At 64.3% G+C, this 21,821-nt stretch carries 21 protein-coding genes and 1 other RNA gene; 15 read left to right on the top strand and 7 right to left on the bottom strand.

The genetic code is table 11. The annotated features are described in order from the left end of the window. Nucleotides 1-16: 16 nt before the first annotated feature. A complete protein-coding gene (gene pcaQ / locus CLM60_RS12560) occupies nucleotides 17-970 on the bottom strand; it encodes a pca operon transcription factor PcaQ (protein ID WP_095589486.1) in 954 nt (317 codons plus the stop codon). 84 nt (nucleotides 971-1,054) lie between these two features. Here pcaQ and pobA point away from each other — a divergent pair, with 84 nt between their 5' ends. The 6 genes from pobA to CLM60_RS12530 are packed head-to-tail and all read left to right on the top strand — an operon-like array spanning nucleotide 1,055 to nucleotide 5,936. Continuing rightward, entirely contained in the window at nucleotides 1,055-2,224 is a 1,170-nt protein-coding gene (gene pobA, locus CLM60_RS12555) for a 4-hydroxybenzoate 3-monooxygenase (RefSeq protein ID WP_095589485.1), read from the top strand. 33 nt (nucleotides 2,225-2,257) lie between these two features. Beyond that, complete coding sequence (pcaC, locus tag CLM60_RS12550) at nucleotides 2,258-2,641, top strand: 4-carboxymuconolactone decarboxylase (RefSeq protein ID WP_095589484.1); 384 nt, start codon at nucleotides 2,258-2,260, stop codon at nucleotides 2,639-2,641. Continuing rightward, the gene (gene pcaH, locus CLM60_RS12545; RefSeq protein ID WP_095589483.1) at nucleotides 2,638-3,366 is read left to right on the top strand and encodes a protocatechuate 3,4-dioxygenase subunit beta; all 729 of its coding nucleotides are present in this window, start codon (nucleotides 2,638-2,640) and stop codon (nucleotides 3,364-3,366) included. Before pcaC ends, pcaH begins: the two co-directional genes overlap by 4 nt. A gap of 2 nt (nucleotides 3,367-3,368) precedes the next feature. Beyond that, the gene (locus tag CLM60_RS12540; RefSeq protein WP_095589482.1) at nucleotides 3,369-4,064 is read left to right on the top strand and encodes a protocatechuate 3,4-dioxygenase subunit alpha; all 696 of its coding nucleotides are present in this window, start codon (nucleotides 3,369-3,371) and stop codon (nucleotides 4,062-4,064) included. 25 nt (nucleotides 4,065-4,089) lie between these two features. Then, nucleotides 4,090-4,875, top strand: a complete 786-nt coding sequence (gene pcaD, locus CLM60_RS12535) for a 3-oxoadipate enol-lactonase (RefSeq protein ID WP_095589481.1) — start codon at nucleotides 4,090-4,092, stop codon at nucleotides 4,873-4,875. Further along, nucleotides 4,872-5,936: a 3-carboxy-cis,cis-muconate cycloisomerase gene (locus CLM60_RS12530; protein ID WP_095589480.1), complete on the top strand. Its 1,065-nt coding sequence runs from the start codon at nucleotides 4,872-4,874 to the stop codon at nucleotides 5,934-5,936. Before pcaD ends, CLM60_RS12530 begins: the two co-directional genes overlap by 4 nt. On the opposite strand, the gene ffs is transcribed toward CLM60_RS12530, so the two are convergent. The 3 genes from ffs to CLM60_RS12515 form a co-directional block, all read right to left on the bottom strand. Further along, an RNA gene (gene ffs, locus CLM60_RS12525) (signal recognition particle sRNA small type) lies at nucleotides 5,937-6,033 on the bottom strand. Between the two features lie 38 nt (nucleotides 6,034-6,071). Next, entirely contained in the window at nucleotides 6,072-6,431 is a 360-nt protein-coding gene (locus CLM60_RS12520; protein WP_095589479.1) for a hypothetical protein, read from the bottom strand. Nucleotides 6,432-6,498: 67 nt separating this feature from the next. Beyond that, nucleotides 6,499-8,424, bottom strand: coding sequence for a bifunctional 2',3'-cyclic-nucleotide 2'-phosphodiesterase/3'-nucleotidase (locus CLM60_RS12515; protein WP_281256696.1), 1,926 nt, complete (start codon nucleotides 8,422-8,424; stop codon nucleotides 6,499-6,501). Between the two features lie 226 nt (nucleotides 8,425-8,650). Between CLM60_RS12515 and nudC the strand changes: the two genes are divergently transcribed. Continuing rightward, nucleotides 8,651-9,616, top strand: coding sequence for an NAD(+) diphosphatase (nudC, locus tag CLM60_RS12510; RefSeq protein WP_095589478.1), 966 nt, complete (start codon nucleotides 8,651-8,653; stop codon nucleotides 9,614-9,616). A gap of 39 nt (nucleotides 9,617-9,655) precedes the next feature. Continuing rightward, complete coding sequence (locus CLM60_RS12505; RefSeq protein ID WP_095589477.1) at nucleotides 9,656-10,126, top strand: SRPBCC family protein; 471 nt, start codon at nucleotides 9,656-9,658, stop codon at nucleotides 10,124-10,126. Here CLM60_RS12505 and CLM60_RS12500 read toward each other — a convergent pair. Then, nucleotides 10,123-10,956: a prephenate dehydratase gene (locus CLM60_RS12500; RefSeq protein WP_095589476.1), complete on the bottom strand. Its 834-nt coding sequence runs from the start codon at nucleotides 10,954-10,956 to the stop codon at nucleotides 10,123-10,125. The genes CLM60_RS12505 and CLM60_RS12500 overlap by 4 nt on opposite strands. 118 nt (nucleotides 10,957-11,074) lie before the next feature. On the opposite strand from CLM60_RS12500, the gene CLM60_RS12495 reads away from it, so the two are divergent. The 6 genes from CLM60_RS12495 to CLM60_RS12470 all read left to right on the top strand — a co-directional run bounded on the left by CLM60_RS12495 (nucleotide 11,075) and on the right by CLM60_RS12470 (nucleotide 18,747). Further along, a complete protein-coding gene (locus CLM60_RS12495; RefSeq protein ID WP_095589475.1) occupies nucleotides 11,075-11,596 on the top strand; it encodes a c-type cytochrome in 522 nt (173 codons plus the stop codon). A 152-nt stretch (nucleotides 11,597-11,748) separates the two neighbouring features. Continuing rightward, nucleotides 11,749-13,668: an extracellular solute-binding protein gene (locus CLM60_RS12490; protein WP_095589474.1), complete on the top strand. Its 1,920-nt coding sequence runs from the start codon at nucleotides 11,749-11,751 to the stop codon at nucleotides 13,666-13,668. A gap of 6 nt (nucleotides 13,669-13,674) precedes the next feature. Beyond that, nucleotides 13,675-14,766, top strand: a complete 1,092-nt coding sequence (locus CLM60_RS12485) for a microcin C ABC transporter permease YejB (protein ID WP_095589473.1) — start codon at nucleotides 13,675-13,677, stop codon at nucleotides 14,764-14,766. Between the two features lie 7 nt (nucleotides 14,767-14,773). Continuing rightward, nucleotides 14,774-15,880 (top strand): ABC transporter permease, encoded by a 1,107-nt coding sequence (locus tag CLM60_RS12480; protein WP_425427231.1) that lies wholly within the window; start codon nucleotides 14,774-14,776, stop codon nucleotides 15,878-15,880. Continuing rightward, nucleotides 15,877-17,493: an ABC transporter ATP-binding protein gene (locus CLM60_RS12475; protein ID WP_095589471.1), complete on the top strand. Its 1,617-nt coding sequence runs from the start codon at nucleotides 15,877-15,879 to the stop codon at nucleotides 17,491-17,493. Before CLM60_RS12480 ends, CLM60_RS12475 begins: the two co-directional genes overlap by 4 nt. 45 nt (nucleotides 17,494-17,538) lie before the next feature. Continuing rightward, nucleotides 17,539-18,747 (top strand): glycosyltransferase, encoded by a 1,209-nt coding sequence (locus CLM60_RS12470; RefSeq protein ID WP_095589470.1) that lies wholly within the window; start codon nucleotides 17,539-17,541, stop codon nucleotides 18,745-18,747. Nucleotides 18,748-18,750: 3 nt separating this feature from the next. Here CLM60_RS12470 and hemN read toward each other — a convergent pair whose 3' ends face one another. Then, the gene (hemN, locus tag CLM60_RS12465; protein ID WP_095589469.1) at nucleotides 18,751-20,106 is read right to left on the bottom strand and encodes an oxygen-independent coproporphyrinogen III oxidase; all 1,356 of its coding nucleotides are present in this window, start codon (nucleotides 20,104-20,106) and stop codon (nucleotides 18,751-18,753) included. A 63-nt stretch (nucleotides 20,107-20,169) separates the two neighbouring features. Between hemN and fnrL the strand changes: the two genes are divergently transcribed. Continuing rightward, the gene (gene fnrL, locus CLM60_RS12460; protein ID WP_095589468.1) at nucleotides 20,170-20,916 is read left to right on the top strand and encodes a transcriptional regulator FnrL; all 747 of its coding nucleotides are present in this window, start codon (nucleotides 20,170-20,172) and stop codon (nucleotides 20,914-20,916) included. Between the two features lie 15 nt (nucleotides 20,917-20,931). On the opposite strand, the gene CLM60_RS12455 is transcribed toward fnrL, so the two are convergent. Further along, nucleotides 20,932-21,771 carry a universal stress protein gene (locus tag CLM60_RS12455; RefSeq protein ID WP_095589467.1) on the bottom strand — a complete coding sequence of 280 codons (840 nt, stop codon included), beginning with the start codon at nucleotides 21,769-21,771 and terminating at the stop codon, nucleotides 20,932-20,934. Between the last annotated feature and the right edge of the window lie 50 nt (nucleotides 21,772-21,821).

Here is a 21,821-nt window from a genome sequence, read left to right as displayed (position 1 = left end):
TAAGGTCAGCCTGTGGTTACGGGGTTTCGGTTGAGGGTTCGGCCAGCCCTCGCGTCTGATCGCGGGCGGCCAGCAATGCCTGTCGGAACAGGCGCATGGGCGGCGTCGGGTCTTCCTCGGAGCGGGCCATGATCCCGATCGGCCCGGCCATCGCCGAGGTGTCGAGCGGCAGCGCCACCATGCGCCCGGCCGCGATATCGCGCGACACCACGCCTTCGGAGATGATCCAGATCGCCTTGCGCGGACCCAGGGTCATCGACCGCCCGAAGGCGCCGGAAACGGTGTCCAGCCGGTCGGGCAGCCGCCCGATCCCCTTGGTGATCATGAACCGGTCGACAAAGGACCGGATCGCGGCGGTCGCGGGCGGGTACAGCACCAGCCAGTTGGCGATATCCTCAAGCTCGCATCCCTGCGCCAGCGGGTGATCCGCCGCCACCGCAAAGACGACGTTTTCCGCATAAAGCTGGGTAAAGCTCAGGCCGATCATGGTCTCGGGCTTGCCCAGGCGGCCGATCACGAATTCCAGATAGCCCATCCGCAGATGTTCCAGCATCGAGCTGATGCGCCCCTCTTCCACGGTGACGGGGGTTGCAGGCGACAGCCGGGCAAAGACATCCACCGCGACCGGCAGCAGGTCCGCCGCGACCGACGGCAACGCCCCCACGCGCAGCGGGCTGGCATCGCCCGCATTGATCGCTTCCAGGCTGGACAGCCCGTGTTCCAGCGCGGCCAGGCTTTGTTCGGCGAAGGGCAGCAGAACCTCGCCCTCGCGCGTCAGGCTCAGCCCGCCGCGGCCCCGGTCCATCAGGCTGACGCCCAGGATCTCCTCAAGGTCCTTCAGGGTCTTGGAAATCGCCGGTTGGGTCAGGAACAGACGTTCGGCGGCCAGCTTCAGCGACCCGGCGCGCGTGGATTCCACGAAGGCCGACAGGTGCCGCATCTTGATCTGTTTGGCCTTGTTTGTTGCCATATTGGAAATCAAATCCAATCAGAAGTCATTTTACTTTCCATAATTGATTATTCATGGTCTTGTCAAACGATCGGGAGGGGTTCGATGAAAACGCAGGTTGCCATCATCGGTGCAGGGCCGTCCGGGCTTTTGCTGTCGCAGCTTCTGCACCGGCGCGGGATCGACAGCGTCGTGCTGGAGCGCAAGACAAAGGACTATGTCCTGGGCCGGATCCGCGCGGGCGTGCTGGAACGTGGTCTGGTCGCGCTGATGGAGGAAGCCGGCTGCGCCGACCGGATGCATGCCGAGGGTCACGTGCATGACGGCACCATGGTGTCCTTTGGCGACACGATGTTTCGTGTCGATTTCGCCGGGCTGACCGGAACGCCGGTCATCGTCTATGGCCAGACCGAACTGACCCGCGACCTGTATGCCGCGCGCGAAAAGGCCGGTGGCAAGATCGAATATCAGGTCGAGGATGTCACGATCCACGGCGCCGATACCGATGCCCCGGCGGTGAGCTATACCGTGGACGGCGCGGCGCGGCGGATCGAATGCGATTTCGTGGCGGGCTGCGACGGGTTTCACGGAGTCAGCCGCAAGACCATCCCCGAGACCGTGCGCCGCGAATACGAAAAGGTCTATCCCTTTGGTTGGCTGGGTGTGCTGTCGGAAACCCCGCCGGTGCATCACGAGCTGATCTATGCCAATTCGCCGCGCGGCTTCGCGCTGTGTTCGATGCGCAACGAAAACCTCAGCCGCTATTACATCCAGTGCCCGCTGACCGACGCGCCCGGCGATTGGAGCGACGATGATTTCTGGGCCGAGTTGAAACGCCGCATCCCCGCCGATATGGCCGACAAGCTGGTCACCGGCCCGTCGATCGAAAAATCCATCGCGCCGCTGCGGTCCTTTGTGACCGAGCCGATGCGCTGGGGCCGGTTGTTCCTGTGCGGGGACGCCGCGCATATCGTGCCGCCCACCGGAGCCAAGGGGCTGAACACCGCGGCGTCGGACATCCATTACCTGTATAACGGGTTGCGGGCATTCTACGAGGACGGCTCCGCGCAGGGGATCGACAGCTATTCCGAAAAGGCATTGAAACGCATCTGGAAGGCCGAGCGGTTCTCGTGGTGGTTCTCGTCACTGCTGCATCGGTATCCCGAACAGACGGCATTCGACCTGAAGATGCAGATCGCCGAGCTGGAATTCCTGCGCGACAACAGCGCGGCGCAACAGGCGATGGCCGAAAACTATGTGGGTTTGCCCTATTGACGGGTCGGCCCGGACCCGGGAAGGAATTGCAAGATGACTGATCGATATGACACCGGCATGCAGGTGCGCCGCCAGGTTCTGGGCGACGCCCATGTGAACCGGGCCAACGGGGCGATGACCGATTTCGACCAGCCCTTTCAGCAGATGATCACCGAAACGGCCTGGGGCACCCTGTGGGCCGATGACACGATTTCCCGCCGAGAACGCTCGATGCTGACGCTCGCGCTTTTGGCGGCGACCGGGAATTTCGAGGAAATCCCGATGCATATACGCGCGAGCCTCAACACCGGGGCCAGTAAGCAGGATATCATGCAGGCCTTCATGCATGTCGCGGTCTATGCCGGCGTGCCCAAGGCCAACCATGCGATCAAGCTTGCCAAGGCCACCTTTGCGGAACTGGAGGAGACCCAAGTATGAGCGGACCTGCGGAATATTACCAGCGCGACAGGGAAAGGCACCCGCCGGCCTATACCCGCGACTACAAGACCTCGGTCGCGCGCTCGCCCAGCAAGGCGCTGATCTCGTTGCAGCAATCGGTGTCGGAAGTCACCGGGCCGGTTTTCGGCCACAACGATATCGACCCGATCGATAACGATCTGATCCACAACTACGCCAAGCCGGGCGAAAGCCCCATCGGCGAGCGGATCATCGTGCATGGCCGGGTGCTGGACGAAAACGGCCGCCCGGTGCCCAACACGCTGGTCGAGGCGTGGCAGGCCAACGCAGGCGGCCGTTATCGGCACAAGAAGGACACCTATCTGGCGCCGATCGATCCGAATTTCGGCGGCTGTGGCCGGACCCTGACGGACGAGAATGGCTATTACTTCTTCCGCACGGTGAAGCCCGGCGCATACCCTTGGCGGAACTGGGTCAACAACTGGCGGCCCGCGCATATCCACATGTCGGTCTTTGGCACCAGCTTTTCGCAGCGGCTGATCACCCAGTGCTATTTCGAGGGCGACCCGCTGATCGCGCAGTGCCCGATTGTGAAAACCATTCCCAGCCAGGACGCCATCGACAGCCTGATTGCGGCGCTGGACATGAACGCGACCGTGCCGCTGGATTCCATCGCCTATAAGTTCGACATCGTGCTGCGCGGGCGCCGGTCGACCCTGTTCGAAAACCGGTTGGAGGGGAACTGATCATGGTGCAGCGTCTGGATTATCTGAAGGAAACCCCATCGCAGACCGCCGGTCCTTATGTGCATATCGGGCTGGCCCCCGGCGCGGCGGGTTTCGACATCTATCGCCAGGAACTGGGCTGGGACATTGCCGGGCCGAATGCCAAGGGCGAACGCATCCGGGTCGAGGGCGTGGTGATCGACGGCACCGGCAACCCGGTCAAGGACGTGCTGATCGAGGCCTGGCAGGCCAATGCCGCCGGCATCTATGCCCATCCCGAAGGCGGCGGCGAAGTCGAGGACGGCTTTCGCGGCTGGGGCCGGGTCATCACCGATTTCGAGACCGGCGAATGGGGCTTCGACACCGTGAAGCCCGGGCCCGTGCGCGCGCGGCGCAAGCTGGGGTCGGGGCCGCTGCACCCGCCCGCGCATGCCAATGACGACTGGCAGGGCCGCGCGGACGAGGCGCATCACGACATGGCCCCGCATATCAACCTGTGGATTGTCGCGCGTGGCATCAATATCGGGCTGAACACAAGGATGTATTTCGAAGACGAGGGCGCGGCGAACGCCACCGATCCGGTGCTGAACCTGATCGAATGGGAAAGCCGCCGCCCGACGCTGATCGCGAAACAGGCCGGGATGCGCGATGGCGTGCAGGTCTATCGTTTCGACATCCGGCTTCAGGGCGAGGGCGAGACGGTATTCTTCGACATCTGAAATCGCCCGGACAGGAGCGCAAACCATGGAATTCGTAAGGATCGGCCAGCGGGTGCTGCATGTGGCGTTCCGGCCCGGGCGGGCCGGCGCGCGTCCGGTGGTGTTTGCCAATTCGCTGGGCACCGATCTGCGGATCTGGGACGGGGTAATCGCGCGTCTGCCTGCCGAGCTGCCGGTGCTGTGCATGGACAAATCCGGTCACGGGTTGTCCGACACCGGCGCCAGCAGCATCGCCGATCACGCCGCCGACATGGCCGGGGTGATGGATCACTGCGGGCTTTCGGGCGCGCTGTTCTGCGGGGTGTCGATGGGCGGGCAGATCGGCCAGCACATGGCCGCGCACCGGCCCGACCTGATTGCCGGTCTGATCCTGTCGAACACCGCCGCGCGGATCGGCACGCCCGAGATGTGGGACACCCGCATCGCGGCGCTGGAGCAGGGCGGCATCGCCCCGATGGCGGACGCGGTGCTGGAGCGTTGGTTCTCGCCCGGCTTCCTGTCGGGACAGCCAGCGGCGGTGGCGGGCTATCGCAACATGCTGGTCCGCACGCCGCTGGGTGGGTATGTCGCCGCGTGTCGTGCGGTACGCGACGCGGACCTGACCGAAAGCACCCGTGCGCTTCAGCTTCCGGTGGCCTGTATCGCAGGAAGCGCCGATCAGGCGACCCCAACCGACGTGGTGGGCGGGCTGGCCGATCTGATCGACGGCGCACAATTTTCCGAGATCGCCGGGGTGGGGCATTTGCCATCCATTGAAGCACCTGAGAAAGTGGCCGAAATCCTGATGGCGCTTTACGAGGGCATGATGTGATCCCGGCATTGGAACAAAGCTGGCTCTGGGGCCTGATCGGCGATGACGACGCGGCGGCGATCTGGTCTCCGGACCGCCAGATACAGGCGATGCTGCGGTTCGAAGCCGCCCTGACCCGCGCCATGGGGGCGGTGGGGCAGGCTGCGCCCGACGCCTGTGAAGCTGTCGCCTGGCAGATCGACGGTTTTTCGCCCGACATGGGCGCGCTAAGCGCCGCGACCGGGGGCGATGGCCTGCCGGTGCCGGAGCTGATCCGGCAGCTGCGCGGTGCCGTGGGGCAGGATGCCAAGCTGGTGCATACCGGCGCGACCTCGCAAGATGTGATCGACACCGCCACGGTGCTGATCCTGCGCGACATGTCGGATCTGGTTGCCGGGCGTCTGGCCGCCATCGCCCATCAGGTCGAGGCGTTGGAGCAGGCCTTTGGCGCGAACCCGCTGATGGGCCGCACGCGGATGCAGGCGGCGCTGCCGATGCAGGTGGCCGACCGGCTTGCGCCCTGGCGGATCGCGGTCGAAGACCACATCGCCGCGCTGCGCGATCTGCGCCCCGGGGTCGAGTTGCTGCAACTGGGCGGCGCGGTGGGCAACCGCGCGGGGTTCGGCGATGCGGGCGACGCGATTGCCGCCGACATGGCGCGGCAACTGGGTCTGGGCGACCCGGCGCGGGCCTGGCATGTGAACCGCGCGCCCATCGTCGCCTATGGCGGGCTGATGGCCGCGATCAGCGGGAGCCTGGGCAAGATCGGTCAGGATATCGCGCTGATGACCCAGCAAGGCATCGACGCGATGACGGTTGCGGGCGGCGGCGGCTCGTCGGCCATGCCGCACAAGCAGAACCCGATCCTGGCAGAGCTTCTGGTGACGCTGGCGCGGTTCAACGCGGGGCAGATCGGGCTGCTGCATCAGGCGATGATCCACGAACAGGACCGCTCCGGCAGCGCCTGGACGCTGGAATGGCTGGTGCTGCCGCAGATCTGCATGGCCACGGCGCGCGGGCTTTCGGCGACCGAAACCCTGCTGTCGCAGGTCACGTCGATCGGGGATGCGTCGGGGGATTAGGGTGAGAGGCTGGACAACGACCCAAGCGGGGCTCGTTACGGCTGCTTCCTTCCGGACCTGACCGGGTTGGCGAGGTGCCTGCCCGCGCCAACCTCTCGACCGGTTAGATAATCCCGGCGCGCGGGATTTGCAAGCTTAGCCTTCGGCGCCGGTCATGTCGCCGCTGCCGGGGCACCAGAACCGGCCAAAGGCGCCATAGCATCGCGCCTGGCGGTCAAAGCCGTCAATGTCGACGCGGGTGTAAAGCGTGTGGTCGGTGACGGTCATGTCAATCCCGCGGCGCAAAAGGTCGACGCAATCGCCGGGCCGCAGCTTGCACCCGATCAGCGCCGCCGTGCCGATCACGTCATCCTGCTGGGCGATATCCTGACGGTCGACCTGGGCGCGCAGGATTGCGCTCAGATGCGCCTCGGCGTCATCGGCGCCGGGTTTCGTGACCAGCGCCGCCAGGGCAACCAGCGCCAGAAGCCCCACCAGAACAATGAAACGCCGCATCTTGAACCCCTTCCCGAATGGCCGTGTCTGAGCTGCGATCAACCACGCGCGGGCCGGTTTGTCGAGTTCAGAAAGACAGGCGGAACCGGTCGAACCCGTCCTGCCCGGGGCCGACATGGTCGATCCGGCCATGGCGCAGCGCCGGGATTTTCGTGGCGGCTTGCGGGGCGCTTTCGAACAACGCGCTGGTGCCCGGCAGATCCGGAAACTGCCAGTTGAACGGGGTGATGTCGCGCACGCCGCCGGTATCGGTGATGTATTGCAGGATCACGTCGCGCACCATGTCGGGGGCCTCGTAGATGATGTTCTCGATCCGGGCGCCGGGAAAGCCGCCCCCGCCGGTCGCGCGATAGCTGTTGGTGGCCACGACGAACACATCGCTGTCTGAGACGGGCGCGCCATAGTGGTGGATGTCGCGAATGCGCCGGGCCTCGGGGTTGATCAGGGTGCCCGACGCGTCATAGCGGGCGGGTTGCGTCGGATCGATCACATAGCCGATGCCCTGCATCATCTCGAAATTATAGCTGGGAAAGGTCTTGTTCAGCAGCGGCTGGTCGCTCTGCTGCGGGATGATCTGCAGGAACTGTGCCGCCGCGCGTTCCAGCCAGTCGCGCAATTCGCGCCCCGTCACTCGCAGCGCATGGATGGTGTTGGGATAGAAATAGAGATCCGAGATATCGCGGATGGTCAGCTGCCCCTTGGGCACATCGGTGTAAAAGGCGGGGCCAGAGCGTCCCCCGGCCTTGAACGGTGCAGCGGCCGACAGCAGCGGCAGACCGGCGTGGCGCGTGCCCGACAGCCGGGCCTCCATGTACCAGCGCTGTGCTTCGGCCACCAAGGCGACCGCGCCCGACCCGGCTACCCGCGCGAAATAGGTATCCAGCCCGATCGTCGTTTGGCCGACCGGGCGGCGGATATAGTCCAGGGTCTGGCGGTGGATGTCGTCGGCCGCAGCCTCGATCCGGGTGCGGATCTTGCGGCCCCGGGGTGTTGCGCCGGCGGGTTCAGAGGCCGCTTGCAGCCGGCTGCGGCTGTCGCGCACCGACCAGCTGGTGTCGGATTGTTCCAGCAACAGGTCGATCACCCCCAGATGCGTGCCCCAGAACCCGGCCATGACAGCGGGCTTGCCGCCCAGCCGCCCCGCGACCGGATCGGTATGCGCGGTTGCGGGAATGTCGGGACCGGGGAAATGCTGATGGGCATGCCCCGCCAGGATCACGTCGATCCCCGGCACCGCCGCCAGCGCGGCCGCGGCGTTTTCCATCCCTGTCGTTTCCTGTGCCGGGCCGATGCCGCTGTGGCAGAGCGCCACGATCAGGTCAGCCCCCGCCTGTCGCATCACCGGAACCCAGGTGCGGGCGCTGTCCAGAATGTCACGGGTGATGATCCGGCCCACAAGGTGGCGGAAGTCCCACACCGTGATCTGCGGGGGCACGAAGCCGATCACGCCGATCTTGATTGGCACCGCGCGGCCATCGCCCGTCCGCAGGGTGCGCTTCAGGATCACGAAGGGATCGTAAAGCAGCGTATCGCGTTCGGGCGCCGCCCCGCGCCGGGTGATGACATTGGACAGCACGAATGGAAATTCCGCCCGCTCTGTCGCCTGTTGCAGATAGCTCAACCCATAGTTGAAATCGTGATTGCCCACCGTCGCCGCGTCATAGCCCAGCAGGTTCATCGCATCGATCATCGGGTTTTCGATTTCGGGATGCCCCGCATGGCGATTGGCCAGGTAATCGCCCATCGGATTGCCCTGCAACAGATCGCCATTGTCGAAAAGCAGCGCCGCGTCGGCCTCGGCCCGTGCCCTTTCCACCTGTTCGGCAATCAGCGACAGACCCAGATCCATGCGCGCCTGATCGGCGAAATAATCATATGGCAAAAGGTACATATGAAGGTCTGTGGTTTCCAGAATCCTGAGATGCGCCTGGTTGTTATCGAGCCGGGAAAACGGCCTCAGCAATTCGGACAATTGATCCCCCGACCCGTCCACGCCAGATGATGCTTGGCTTTTCAGTGTACGCACGAACCGTCTGCCCGCTGCTCAACAGGCTTTCGGTCGCAGGTTAGAACCCTTCCGGTTGAGAAAACTAATTCCCCGTTCACAAATAGGCGAGGCCAAAATCGCTCTAAAGGCGAAATAAATTGCATTGCTCACGTCTTGCGCAACTGGCACAGAAGCGGCGAAAAGGGCCGAAGGGCAAGGTGGACGGACGACGATGAAGCTGGCGGAAACGGTCACATTCGGCGGCGCGGGCCTGGAACGCGCGGCGCATTTGCGGTCGGATTCCGACGCGCTGGCGCGGATGTGGGGCGACCCGTCGGCGCGGGTTCTGCTGCTGTGGCGCGGCAAGCCGCTGTTGCGGGCGCCCGATCTGGACCGGCTGGATTGGTTGCCCGCCAGCCACACGCTGATCCACCATCGTCAGGCGGCGGCGATCTTTCTGGGGCTGGTCGATGGGGCGCCGCGGTTTGCCTGTGACCTGTCCGACTGGGTGCCCGAAGCCCCGCCCGAACAGCCCGACAGTTTCCTGGATGCCAGCGAACAGGTTCACCCCGATCTGGCGCCGGGCGGCGTCTTTGCCGAACTGCGCCGTGTGATGGCCCGGCTGTCGCCCGCCGATGCCGAGCTGGCCGCGACGGCCAAGGCGGTGATCGGCTGGCACCAGACCCATGGGTTCTGCGCCCGGTGCGGTGCCGCGACCCAGCCGGTGATGGCGGGCTGGCAGCGCGGCTGTCCGCAATGCCAGGGCCAGCATTTTCCGCGCACCGATCCGGTGGTCATCATGTTGATCACCCATGGCAATTCGGTCCTGCTGGGGCGCTCGCCCGGCTGGCCCGAGGGGATGTATTCCCTGCTGGCGGGGTTTGTCGAGCCGGGCGAGACACTGGAAGCGGCGGTGCGGCGCGAGGTCCACGAAGAGGCCGGTATCCGCGTCGGCCAGGTGGGCTATCTGGCCAGCCAGCCCTGGCCCTTTCCGGCGTCGCTGATGTTCGGGGCCTGGGGCGTGGCCTTGGGGCGCGAGATTACGCTGGACCCGGTCGAGCTGGAAGACGCGCTGTGGGTCAGCCGCGAAGAGATGCTGTCGATCTTCGCGGGCGAGCATACCCGGATCAAGCCCGCCCGGCAGGGGGCGATCGCGCAATTCCTGATGCAGCATTGGCTTGCGGATCGTCTGGATTAGTTTCAAACAGGCAAAACCAGCCAGAAACGACGCTATCCGATGAAGTTTTCGACCCGCGAAGATATCAACCTGCCCGCTGACGCGGTGTTTTCGGCTGTCTCGGATTTTCACAAGTTCGAACGCGCGGCGTTGCGGCGCGGGGCCGAGGTGGCCCGTACCGACAATCTGGACCAGCCGGGCGTCGGGGCCACATGGCTCAGCCAGTTGACCTATCGCGGGCGGCATCGCGACATCACATCCGAACTGACCGCGTTCGACGCGCCCGAACGCATGGTCATCGACATCCGCAGCCGGGGTTTGCGCGGCGATTTCCTGGTACAGCTGATCCCGCTGTCCCCGCGCCGCACCCGGCTGATGGTACAGCTGGAACTGCGCCCCCGGACGCTGGGGGTGCGGGTGTTCCTGCAATCGCTGCGGCTGGCGAAATCGTCGCTGAACAAGCGGTTCAAGCGCGCGGTGGCCGAATTCGCGCGCGATCTGGAAAGCCAGGCCGCGCGCGCGCCGTCCTAGCGGCGCCGCGAATCCGACGGATAGACCCCAAGCAGGTTCAGGTGCGTGGTGAAATATTCCAGCTCTTCCATGGCCAGCTGGACATTGCGGTCGTCGGGATGGCCTTCGATATCGGCGAAGAATTGCGTCGCGGTAAAGGATCCGTCGACCATATAGCTTTCCAGCTTGGTCATGTTGACGCCATTGGTCGCGAACCCGCCCATCGCCTTGTAAAGCGCGGCAGGAATGTTGCGCACCCGAAAGACGAAGCTGGTCATCATCGGGCCCGTGCCGCGGCGTTTCAGATCCGGCTCGCGCGCCATGATCAGGAACCGCGTGGTGTTGCGATCGTGATCCTCGATATGGCGGGCCAGGACGTTCAGGCCATAGATCTCGCCCGCCAGTTCCGATGCCAGCGCGCCCTGCGCCGGATCGCCCAGCTCGGCGATATGCAGGGCCGAACCCGCGGTGTCGGCCCCGGCGATGGCATCGATATCGTGTTCGCGCAAGAATGCCCGGCACTGCCCCAGAAGGACGGTGTGGCTTTGCGCGGTCTTGATATCGTCCAACTTGGCGCCCGGCACGCCCAACAGGTTGATATGCACCCGGACGAAGGCCTCGTCGATGATATGCAGGCCCGATTCGGGCAGCAGGCGGTGGATATCGGCCACGCGGCCATAGGTCGAATTTTCCACCGGCAGCATCGCCAGTTCGGCCTTGCCGCTGCGCACCGCCTCGATCGCGTCCTCGAATGTGCGGCAGGGCAGGGCCTCGAATTCCGGGCGGGCTTCGTGGCAGGCCTGGTGCGAATAGGCGCCCGGCTCTCCCTGAAAGGCAATTCTTGCTGTCATGGACCTTCCCCAGTCACTTATGGGCCACTATGGCTTTTGGTCGCGGTAACTACACCTTGCATGTTGGGGATGGAAGCGCGTAGATACGCGCCAAATACCGACTGGATGGAACCGCGACATGTTCGACACAATGACTTTCACGAAGATCATCGGTGGCTTCTGCGGCGCACTGCTCGTTTTCCTGCTGGGGGGCTGGGCGGCCGAGGCGCTGTATCACACCGGTGGTGGCCACGGCGAAGATCATGCAGCCCAGGGTTACATGATCGAGGTCGAAGAGGGTGACGGCGGCGGCGAGGCCGAAGTCGAGGTGGCCTTTGCCGATGTGCTGGCCGCGGCCGATGCGGGCAAGGGCGAAAAGGTCTTCGGCAAGTGCAAGGCCTGCCACAAGCTGGAAGACGGCGCCAACGGCACCGGCCCGTATCTGTATGGCGTGGTCGGCCGTCCGATCGGCGCGGTCGACGGGTTCGGCTATTCCGGCGCGCTGCAAGCGGTTGGCGATGCCTGGACGCCCGAGCATCTGAACACCTTCCTGGAAAATCCGCGCGGTGCCGCGCCGGGCACGACCATGTCGTTCTCGGGCCTGAAAAAGGTCGAAGACCGCGCAAACCTGATCGCGTATCTGACGACCGTCGGCGGCTGAGCCGTCGCGCGCAACGATGTCAAAGGCCGCTCCGCTCTGCCGGGGCGGCTTTTTTATATGCGCTCAAGCCCTGCTCACGTAATCTCAACTTGAATGTTGGTGCGGTGTCTTTAGCTTGAGTCAGGACAGACCGACCGAATGAGAGGCGCCGAATGCGAAAACGCCCCAAGGCACACGCGATTGCAATTCCCCGAAGCCAGCACCGCGGTCTTGCGCCGCGCTTTGCGGTTTCCCTGATCGTTCTGGCGCTGGCGGCCCTGTGGGCCACCACCACCCGCGCCCAGGAAAACGTGACCACCGCGCATGGCTTTTCGAATTTCGGCGAATTGAAATACCCGGCGGATTTCAAGCATCTCGACTATGTGAACCCCGACGCGCCCAAGGGGGGCGAGATCTCGCTTTGGTCGCAGGGCAATTTCGACAGTTTCAACCAATATGCGCGTGACGGGGTTCCGGCGGCGCTGAACACGATCGGCACCGAAAGCGTCCTGTCGTCGACCGCCGACGATCCCTATGGGATGTACTGCTATCTGTGCACCACGCTGGAATACCCCGAGGATCTGTCCTGGGTGATCTTCAACCTGCGCGAAGACGTGACATTCCAGGACGGCACCCCGATGACGGCCGAGGATATCGAATTTTCGCACAAGCTGTTCCTGGAACAGGGCATCATCGAATACCGCCGCATCGTCGAGAATTTCTTTACCGATGTCGAGGTTCTGGGCCCCCATCGCATCAAGTTCAGCTTCCAGCCCGACAGTTCGGTCCGCGACCGGATCGGCATCGCGGGCGGCACCCCGGCCTTTTCCAAGAAGTGGTTCGAGGAAACCGGCGCGCGGCTGGACAAAAGCACCAAGCAGCCCTTCATGTCGACCGGCGCCTATGTGCTGGACAGTTTCGATTTCAATCGCCGTGTTGTCTATCGCCGCAATCCCGACCATTGGGCCAAGGACCTGCCGTTCAATGTGGGGCGGGACAATTTCGACACCATCCGCGTGGAATATTTTGCCGATACCGCCGCTGCGTTCGAAGGGTTCAAATCCGGCGAATACACCTTCCGGATCGAGAACGAGGCGCAGAACTGGGCCGAGGGGTACAATTTCCCGAACATCCGCAACGGCCATGTCGTGCAAGAGGAAATCCCCGATCAGACGGTCGGCCAGCGGCTGGCTTGGGTGTTCAACCTGGACAAGGACAAGTGGCAGGACAAGCGCGTGCGCCAGGCGGTTTCGATGGCGTTCAACTTCGAATGGACCAACCGCACGCTTTACTATGACCTTTATAAGCAGCCCGTGTCCTATTGGCAGGGCACGGATCTGGCGGCCTCCGGGGTTCCCGGCGCGGATGAGGTTGCGATCCTGCAGCCGCTGGTGGACGAGGGGCTGCTGGATCCCGCGATCCTGACCGAAGAGGTCGTGTCGCCGGTCGCCCATGATCCCGCCCGCAACCAGCCCTCGCGCCGGATGCTGCGCCAGGCGGCACAGCTGCTGGACGAGGCGGGCTGGGTGGCGGGGGACGATGGCGTCCGCCGCAAGGACGGTCAGGTGTTGGAGCTTGTGATCCTGCAGACCTTTCCGAAATATTTCCGCGTCGTCAGCCCGTTCCTGCGCAATCTGGAAGCCCTTGGCATCCGCGCCCGGATGGACAAGGTCGACACGGCGCAATACGTGGAACGTCGCCGGTCGGGCGATTTCGACCTGGCCAATCATGGCATCCAGATGGATTTCGAACCGTCGCTGGGCCTGTTCCAGTGGTATGGCTCGTCCACGGCCGACAACAGCTCGCGCAACCTGATGCGTCTGCGCGAACCGGCGGTGGACCGGATCCTGGGCACCGTCCTGGAGGCCGAGACGCTGGACGAGCTGCGCACATCGGTTCACGCGCTGGACCGCACGCTGCGGTTCCTGCGCTTCGACATTCCGCTTTGGTACAACGACAAGTCCTTCGTCGCCTATTACGACATCTATGACCATCCCGATGAACTGCCGATGCTGGCCATCGGGCATTACGATTTCTGGTGGTACGATGCCGAGGCGGCCGAACGCCTGAAACAGGCCGGCGTCCTGAGGTAACGGCCCATGGGCAGCTATATCCTGCGGCGGTTGCTGCTGATCATTCCGACCCTGGTCGGGATCATGATCGTGAATTTCACCCTGACCCAGTTCGTGCCGGGCGGCCCGGTCGAACAGATCATCGCCCGGATCGAGGGCGAGGGCGACGTGTTCTCCGGGATCGCCGGAAGCGGCGATGCGGGGATCAGCGTGGACGCTGCGGGCGGGGCTGAAAACGGTTATGTCGGCGGGCGCGGATTGCCGGCCGATTTCATCGCCGAGCTGGAAAAGGAATTCGGCTTCGACAAGCCGCCGCTGCAACGGTTCCTGATCATGATGGGCGAATACCTGCGGTTCGACTTCGGCGAGAGCTATTTCCGATCCGTCAGCGTTGTCGATCTGGTCAAGGAAAAGCTGCCCGTGTCGATCACGCTGGGCCTGTGGTCCACGCTGATCGCTTATCTCGTGTCGATCCCGCTGGGCATCCGCAAGGCGGTCAAGGATGGCTCGCCTTTTGACACCTGGACCAGCGGCGCGATCATCGTGGGCTATGCGATCCCGGGGTTTCTGTTTGCGGTTCTCCTGCTGGTGCTGTTTGCGGGCGGATCCTATCTCAAATGGTTTCCGCTGCGCGGGCTGACCTCGGACAACTGGGACGATCTGACGGCGATCGGCAAGGTCATCGACTATTTCTGGCACATCACCCTGCCGGTTCTCGCCACGACGATTTCCAGCTTTGCGACGCTGACGCTGCTGACCAAGAACAGCTTCCTGGACGAGATCAAGAAGCAATATGTGATGACCGCCAAGGCCAAGGGGCTGAGCGAGCGGCGCGTGCTTTACGGCCATATCTTCCGCAACGCGATGCTGATCGTGATCGCCGGTTTCCCAGGACTGTTCATCAGCGTGTTCTTCGGCGCGTCCATCGTGATCGAAACGCTGTTCTCGCTGGACGGGCTGGGGCGGCTGGGGTTCGAGGCTGCGGTGGCGCGCGATTATCCGATCATCTTCGGGACGCTCTTCGTCTTTGGCCTGATGGGGCTGCTGATCGGCATCCTGTCGGATCTGATGTATGTGCTGGTCGATCCGCGGATCGACTTCGAAAGCCGGGAGAGCTGAGCGCATGATCCGGCTGTCGACCCTCAACCAGCGCCGTTGGCGCAATTTCAAGCGCAACCGCCGTGCCTTTTGGTCGCTGATCGTCTTTTCGGTGCTTTTCGGCCTGTCGCTTTTTGCTGAGCTTCTGGCGAACGACAAGCCGATCTATGTGCAGTATCACGGCGAACACCATTTCCCGGTCTACAAGTTCTATCCCGAAACCGCCTTCGGCGGCGATTTCCGGACCGAAGCGATCTATCGCGATGTCGAGGTTCAGTGCCTGATCGTGTCGGGCGGGCTTGAGGATTGCTGGGACGACCCCGAGGGGGTGCTGGACGATGCCCAGGACGGGGTGGTCGCAGGCGAGGCGATCGAAAAGGGGCGCATCATCTGGCCGCCGATCCGCTACAGCTTCAACACCATCGCCGATCTGGACGGGCCCGCACCGTCGGCCCCCGATGGCGAACATCTGCTGGGCACCGACGACACCGCGCGCGACGTGCTGGCGCGGGTGATCTATGGCTTCCGGCTGTCGATCTTCTTTACCCTGATCGTGACCTTCTTCGCGTCGATCATCGGGGTGATCGCGGGCGCGGTGCAGGGGTTCTTTGGCGGTTGGGTCGACCTGATCTTTCAGCGGGTGATCGAGATCTGGACCTCGACCCCGCAGCTTTACATCATCATCATCCTGTTCGCGATCCTGGGGCGCAGCTTCTGGCTGTTGGTGTTCCTGATGACGCTCTTCGGCTGGCCCGCGCTGGTGGGTGTGGTCCGGGCCGAGTTCCTGCGGGCGCGGAACCTGGAATATGTCCGCGCGGCGCGGGCGCTGGGCGTCAGCAACTGGAAGATCATGTTCCGCCACATGCTGCCCAATGCGATGGTGGCGACGGTCACGCTGCTGCCCTTCATCATCACCGGCACGATCGGGTCGCTGGCGTCGCTGGATTTCCTGGGCTTCGGCCTGCCATCCTCGGCCCCGTCCCTGGGCGAGATGACACTGCAGGCCAAACAGAACCTGCAAGCGCCCTGGCTGGGCTTCACCGCGTTTTTCACCTTTGCGATCATGCTGTCGCTGCTGGTGTTCATCTTCGAAGGGGTCCGCGACGCGTTCGACCCCAGAAAGACGTTCCAATGAGCACGCTGCTGGAGGTTCAGAACCTGTCGGTCGGTTTCCGGCAGGACGGTCAGGACAAGCTGGCCGTCAGGGCCGTATCCTTTGCCGTTGAAAAGGGCGAGACCGTCGCCCTGGTGGGCGAAAGCGGCTCGGGCAAGTCGGTGACGGCGCTGTCGACCGTGTCGCTGCTGCCCGAAAGCGCGGGCGTGAAGGGGTCGATCACATACAAGGGCCGCCAGATGGTCGGCGCGCCGGAAAAGGACCTGATGAAGGTTCGCGGCAACGATATCAGCTTCATCTTTCAGGAGCCGATGACCTCGCTGAACCCGCTGCACACGCTGGAAAAGCAGTTGGCCGAAAGCCTGACCCTGCATCAGGGCGTCACCGGGGCGGCGGCCCGCGCGCGGGTGATCGAGCTGTTGGACAAGGTCGGCATTCACGACCCCGAAAGCCGGCTGGGCGCCTATCCGCATCAGCTGTCGGGCGGACAGCGGCAGCGGGTGATGATCGCCATGGCGCTGGCCAACAACCCCGAACTGCTGATCGCGGACGAGCCGACCACCGCGCTGGACGTGACGATTCAGGCGCAGATCCTGGATCTGCTGGCGGATCTGAAGCGCGAAACCGGCATGAGCCTGCTGTTCATTACTCATGACCTGGGCATCGTGCGCAAGATTGCCGACCGGGTCTGCGTGATGAAGGATGGCGAGATTGTCGAGACCGGCCGCACGGCCGAGATCTTTGCCAACCCGCAGCACCCCTATACCCAGAAGCTGCTGGCGGCCGAGCCCAAGGGCGGCCCCGACATCGTGCCCGAAGGCGGCGCGCCGCTGGTCGAAACCCGCGATCTGCGGGTGTGGTTCCCGATCCAGCGCGGGCTGATGCGCAAGACGGTCGGCCACGTCAAGGCGGTGAACGCGGCCACCATCGCCGTGCGCCCGGGCGAAACGCTGGGCATCGTCGGCGAAAGCGGCTCGGGCAAGACCACGCTGGCGCTGGCGATCATGCGGCTGATCTTGTCCCAGGGGCCGATCCTGTATGACGGGACCGACATTCAGGGCTGGAAATCCCGCGCGCTGCGCCCGCTTCGGCGGGATATGCAGATCGTGTTCCAGGACCCCTATGGGTCGCTCTCGCCCCGGATGACGGTGGAACAGATCATCGCCGAAGGGCTGGGCGTGCACGGGGTCGAACCGGGCCGCAACAAGCGCGACATGGTGGCCGAGATCCTGACCGAGGTCGGCTTGCAGCCCGAGATGATGGATCGCTACCCGCACGAGTTTTCCGGCGGCCAGCGGCAGCGCATCGCGATTGCGCGGGCGATGATCCTGCGCCCGAAACTGGTGGTGCTGGACGAGCCCACATCGGCGCTGGACATGACGGTGCAGGTCCAGATCGTCGATCTGCTGCGCAACCTGCAACGCAAATACGGGCTGGCCTATCTGTTCATCAGCCACGACCTGAAGGTGGTGCGCGCGCTGAGCCACAAGGTCATCGTGATGAAACAGGGAGACATCGTCGAGGCCGGTCCCGCCGCGCGGATCTTCTCGGATCCCGAAACGCCCTATACCCGCATCCTGATGGAGGCCGCGTTCGAAATGAAAGCCGCCGACGATCCGGTGGTTGCGGATTGACCTGCCCCCGCCTGTTGCGTTCTAACAGGCGGACGGAGGGGCGAATTGCGGTTTCTTTTTGTGCATCAGAATTTCCCCGGCCAGTTCGTACACCTGGCCGAGGCGCTGCGCCGTCGCGGCCACGAGGTTCGGGCGCTGACCTGGAAGAACAACCGGCAACGCACCCCGTTTGTCACCATGCAATACGCGTTCGAGCCGCCCGAGCCGCGCGGCGCTGCCCGGCATATCGTGCGCAACGTGGATCGCGGGCTGGCGGCCGCGCGCGCGGCCCAGACCCTGCAGACGCAGCACGGTTTCACGCCCGACGTGGTGTTTGGCCATTTCGGCTGGGGCGAAACCCTGTTCCTGCCCGAGATCTGGCCCGACGCCCGGCATCTGGCCTATGCCGAATATTTCTATCGGCCCAGCGGCGCGGATGTGGGGTTCGACACCGAATTCCGGCCCCATGACCTGTCCGCGCGGATGCGCACGCTGATGCAGCAGCCGCTGATCCGGCAGGCGATGGGAACCTGCGATGCCGCCGTGGCGCCCACCGCATGGCAGGCCGGTCTGATGCCCGCCGAATACGCCCCCAAGATGCGGGTCATTCACGACGGGATCGACACCGACCTTTTGCAGCCCGATCCGAGTGCTGCGTTTCAGGTTCCGGGTGGCGGGCCGCTGTTACGTGCGGGGGACGAGGTCATCACCTTCGTCAATCGCAACCTGGAACCCTATCGCGGCTTTCACATCTTCATGCGGGCCTTGCCGCAGGTGCTGAACGCGCGCCCCGATGCGCGCGTGGTCATCGTCGGCGGGACCGAGGCGGGCTATGGCGGGCTGCCCGCGAAGGGGCAGACCTGGAAGGACCGGATGCTGGCCGAACTGGACGGGCGGCTGGACCTGGGGCGGGTGCATTTCGTGGGCAAGCTGCCCTATGGCCAGCTGTGCGATCTGGTGCGGGTGGGCCGCGTCCATGCCTATCTGACCTATCCCTTCGTGCTGTCCTGGTCGATGCTCGAGGCGATGAGCCTGGGCGCCCATGTCATCGGCTCGCGCACGCCGCCGGTCGAAGAGGTGATCACCGACGGGGTGAATGGGCAACTGGTCGATTTCTTCGATATCGAGGCCTGGTCACGCGCCCTGATCGCGGCGCTGGAGGACCCGGCGCGCTATCAAAACCTGCGCCAGGCCGCCCGCGCGCATATCTGCCAGACCTATGACCTGCGCCGCGTCTGTCTGCCGCAGATGGTCGATTTCGCCGAAGGCCGCTAGCCCCTAGATCGCCGAGCTGTGCCCGGCCTTGGACAGGTCATAAGCATCGAAGCCACGGGCGATGATGCGGGTCAGCGGGCGCCCCTCGGGCGTGATGCGGAACCCGGTATCGGTCACCTTCACCATGTCGCCAAAGGGTTCGGCCACCGATTGGAACAGCGCGTTCAGCGCGTCGGGCGCGATATCGTGCTGGGACAGGATCTCGGCCCGGTCGATGCGGAAATCGCACATCAGCGCCTCGATCAGGCGGGCGCGCAGGGTGTCATCGGCGCTGAACACATGGCCGCGCGCGGTGGCATATCCGCCGGCCTGGACCGCGCGGGTGTAATCCGACGTGCTGGGCGCGTTCTGGGCGTATCCTTGGGGGAATTTCGAAATCGACGATGCCCCAAGCCCGATCAGCACCTGCGAGGTGTCGTCGGTATAGCCCTGAAAATTGCGCCGCAGCCGCCCGGTCCGCTGGGCAATCTCCAGCCCGTCGCCGATGCGTGCGAAATGGTCGATCCCGATCTCGCTGTACTGATCCCACAGGAACAGCCGCCGCGCGGTTTCGAAAAGCTTCAGCCGCTCCTGCGGTGTGGGCAGGGCATCGGACGGGATCATCTGCTGGCGCTTGGCCATCCAGGGCACGTGGGCATAGCCGTAAAGCGCCACGCGGTCGGGCGACAGCGACAGCAGCTTTTGAACCGAATCCGCGATGCGGGCCGTGGTCTGGCCGGGCAGGCCGAACAGGATGTCGGCATTGACGCTGCCCACGCCATGGGCGCGGACCAGCTCCACCGCGTCGCGGGTGGTTTCATAGGACTGGATCCGGCCGATGGTCGACTGGATGTCTTCGTTGAAATCCTGCACCCCGATCGACGCGCGGTTCATCCCCGCCTGCGCCAGCGCCTCGACCCGCGGGGCGTCGACCTCGTTCGGGTCGATCTCGACCGAGAATTCGGCATCCTTGTCCAGCGGAACGGTGTCGAATACCGCCGCGCAAAGCTCTGAAATCATCTCGGGGTGCAGCAGCGTCGGCGTGCCGCCACCCCAATGCAGCCGCGACAGGCGGACCCCGTCGGGCAGGTCGCGCGCCAGAAGCGCAAGTTCGGCCTTGAGCGTGTCGACATAGGCGCGCAGCGGCTTGTCGGTGCGGGTGCCCTGGGTGCGGCAGGCGCAGAACCAGCACAACCGGCGGCAGAAGGGCACATGCAGATAAAGCGAGATCGTGTCGCCCGGCCGGATCGCCCCGATCCAGCTGCGCATCTGTTCCGCGCCGACGGCGCCGTTGAAATGCGGCGCCGTGGGATAGCTGGTATAGCGCGGCACACGCGCGTCAAAAAGCCCGAGCCGCTGAAGTTGCGATTCCGTTTTCATTCGCCTAGGTTGAGGTTCTCGGTTACGATTGACCTTGATCGAAATCAAATTGGGCGACCTCTGATGGCGGTTCACGAACATTCCACGGCACATATGGATTGCGACAACTGTCCGATCCGGCATCGCGCTGTTTGTGCGCGCTGCGAGTCCGATGAGCTGGATGCACTGAACGCGATCAAGTATTACCGCACCTATGATGTGGGGCAGACCATCATCTGGTCGGGCGATCACATGGATTTCGTCGCCTCGGTGGTCGAGGGGATCGCCACCCTGAGCCAGACGATGGAGGATGGCCGGACCCAGATGGTCGGGCTGTTGCTGCCGTCGGATTTCGTCGGACGCCCGGGGCGCGATCACGCCCCTTATGACGTGACCGCCACCACGCAGGTCACGATGTGCTGTTTCCGCAAGAAGGCGTTCGAAGAAATGATGCTGCGCACGCCGCATATCGGCCAGCGCCTGTTGGAAATGACGCTGGACGAACTGGATGCGGCACGGGAATGGATGCTGCTTCTGGGCCGCAAGACCGCGCGCGAGAAGATCGCCAGCCTGCTGGCGATCATGGCCCGCCGCGATGCGTCGCTGAAGCCGCAGGGTGCCGCCGGGCAGGTGGTGTTCGACCTGCCGCTGACGCGCGAGGCGATGGCCGATTACCTGGGCCTGACGCTGGAAACCGTCAGCCGCCAGATCTCGGCGCTCAGAAAGTCCGGGGTGATCCAGCTTGAAGGCAAGCGCCACGTGGTCGTGCCCGACATCGACCGCCTGCTGAACGAAACAGGCGACGATGCCGATGGCGGGTTCTTCGGCTAATCGGCCAGGGCCGGTTCAGTGGGCCATCAGAACCGGATAGGGACAGTTTTCCAGCATGCTGCGGGTGGCGCCACCCAGGATCGCTTCGCGGAAGCGCGAATGGCCATAGGCGCCCATCACGATCATGTCGGCATCGATGTCCTGAATGTGCCGCATCAATACATCTGACACACGCGGCATGGTCTTCGCCAGGACCGAGATTTCGGCCCGCACCCCGTGCCGTGCCAGCATCTGCGACAGCGCGCCGCCCGGGTCCGACCGGTCGGGGCCGTGCTGCGGCGGGTCGATGATGCAGATATTCACCAGATCGGCCTGTTGCAGCAGCGGCAGGGACAGCCGGATCGCGGTCAGGGACTCCTCGCTCTGGTTCCAGGCGATCACGATCTTGCGGCCCATCTGGTCGACGGCGAAATCGGCCGGGATCATCATCATCGGGGCCTTGCCGCCGAACATCGCGGCCTCGACCACGGTCTCATCGGCCAGATCCGCGCCCTCGCCATAGGGCGGCGGCAACACCACAAGATCCGCGAACCGGGCGTGCTGGGCCACCATCTGCGACAGGCCGACGATCTGGGCGACGCCGGGCTCGGTGCTCCAGGCGATGCTTTCGGGGCGCAGCCGGGCCTGTACCGCGGCCTCGATCGCCTCGGAATCCTCGCGCGCGCGGGTCAGGGTTTCCTGCTGGATGATGGCGTTGGCGCCCGCATAATAGAAGCTGGGCTGGGTCTGGTCGACGCCGATGCACAGCACCTCCAGATGGGCCTGCCACCGGGCGGCGACGGCAATGGCCTGTTCCAAAGCGGATTTGGACAGGTCGGGACTGGTCAGGGTTGTCAGAATCGTCTTGTAAGCCATCGAAATACTCCTTGGCGGAACGGATGCTTGCCCGAACCCTAACGCCGATC

The organism is Actibacterium ureilyticum (genome assembly GCF_002285435.1).
Classification (GTDB): Bacteria; Pseudomonadota; Alphaproteobacteria; order Rhodobacterales; family Rhodobacteraceae; genus Actibacterium_C; species Actibacterium_C ureilyticum.
The sequence above is the reverse complement of the archived record's forward strand: the minus strand, read 5'-3'. Positions and strand labels throughout refer to the sequence as shown.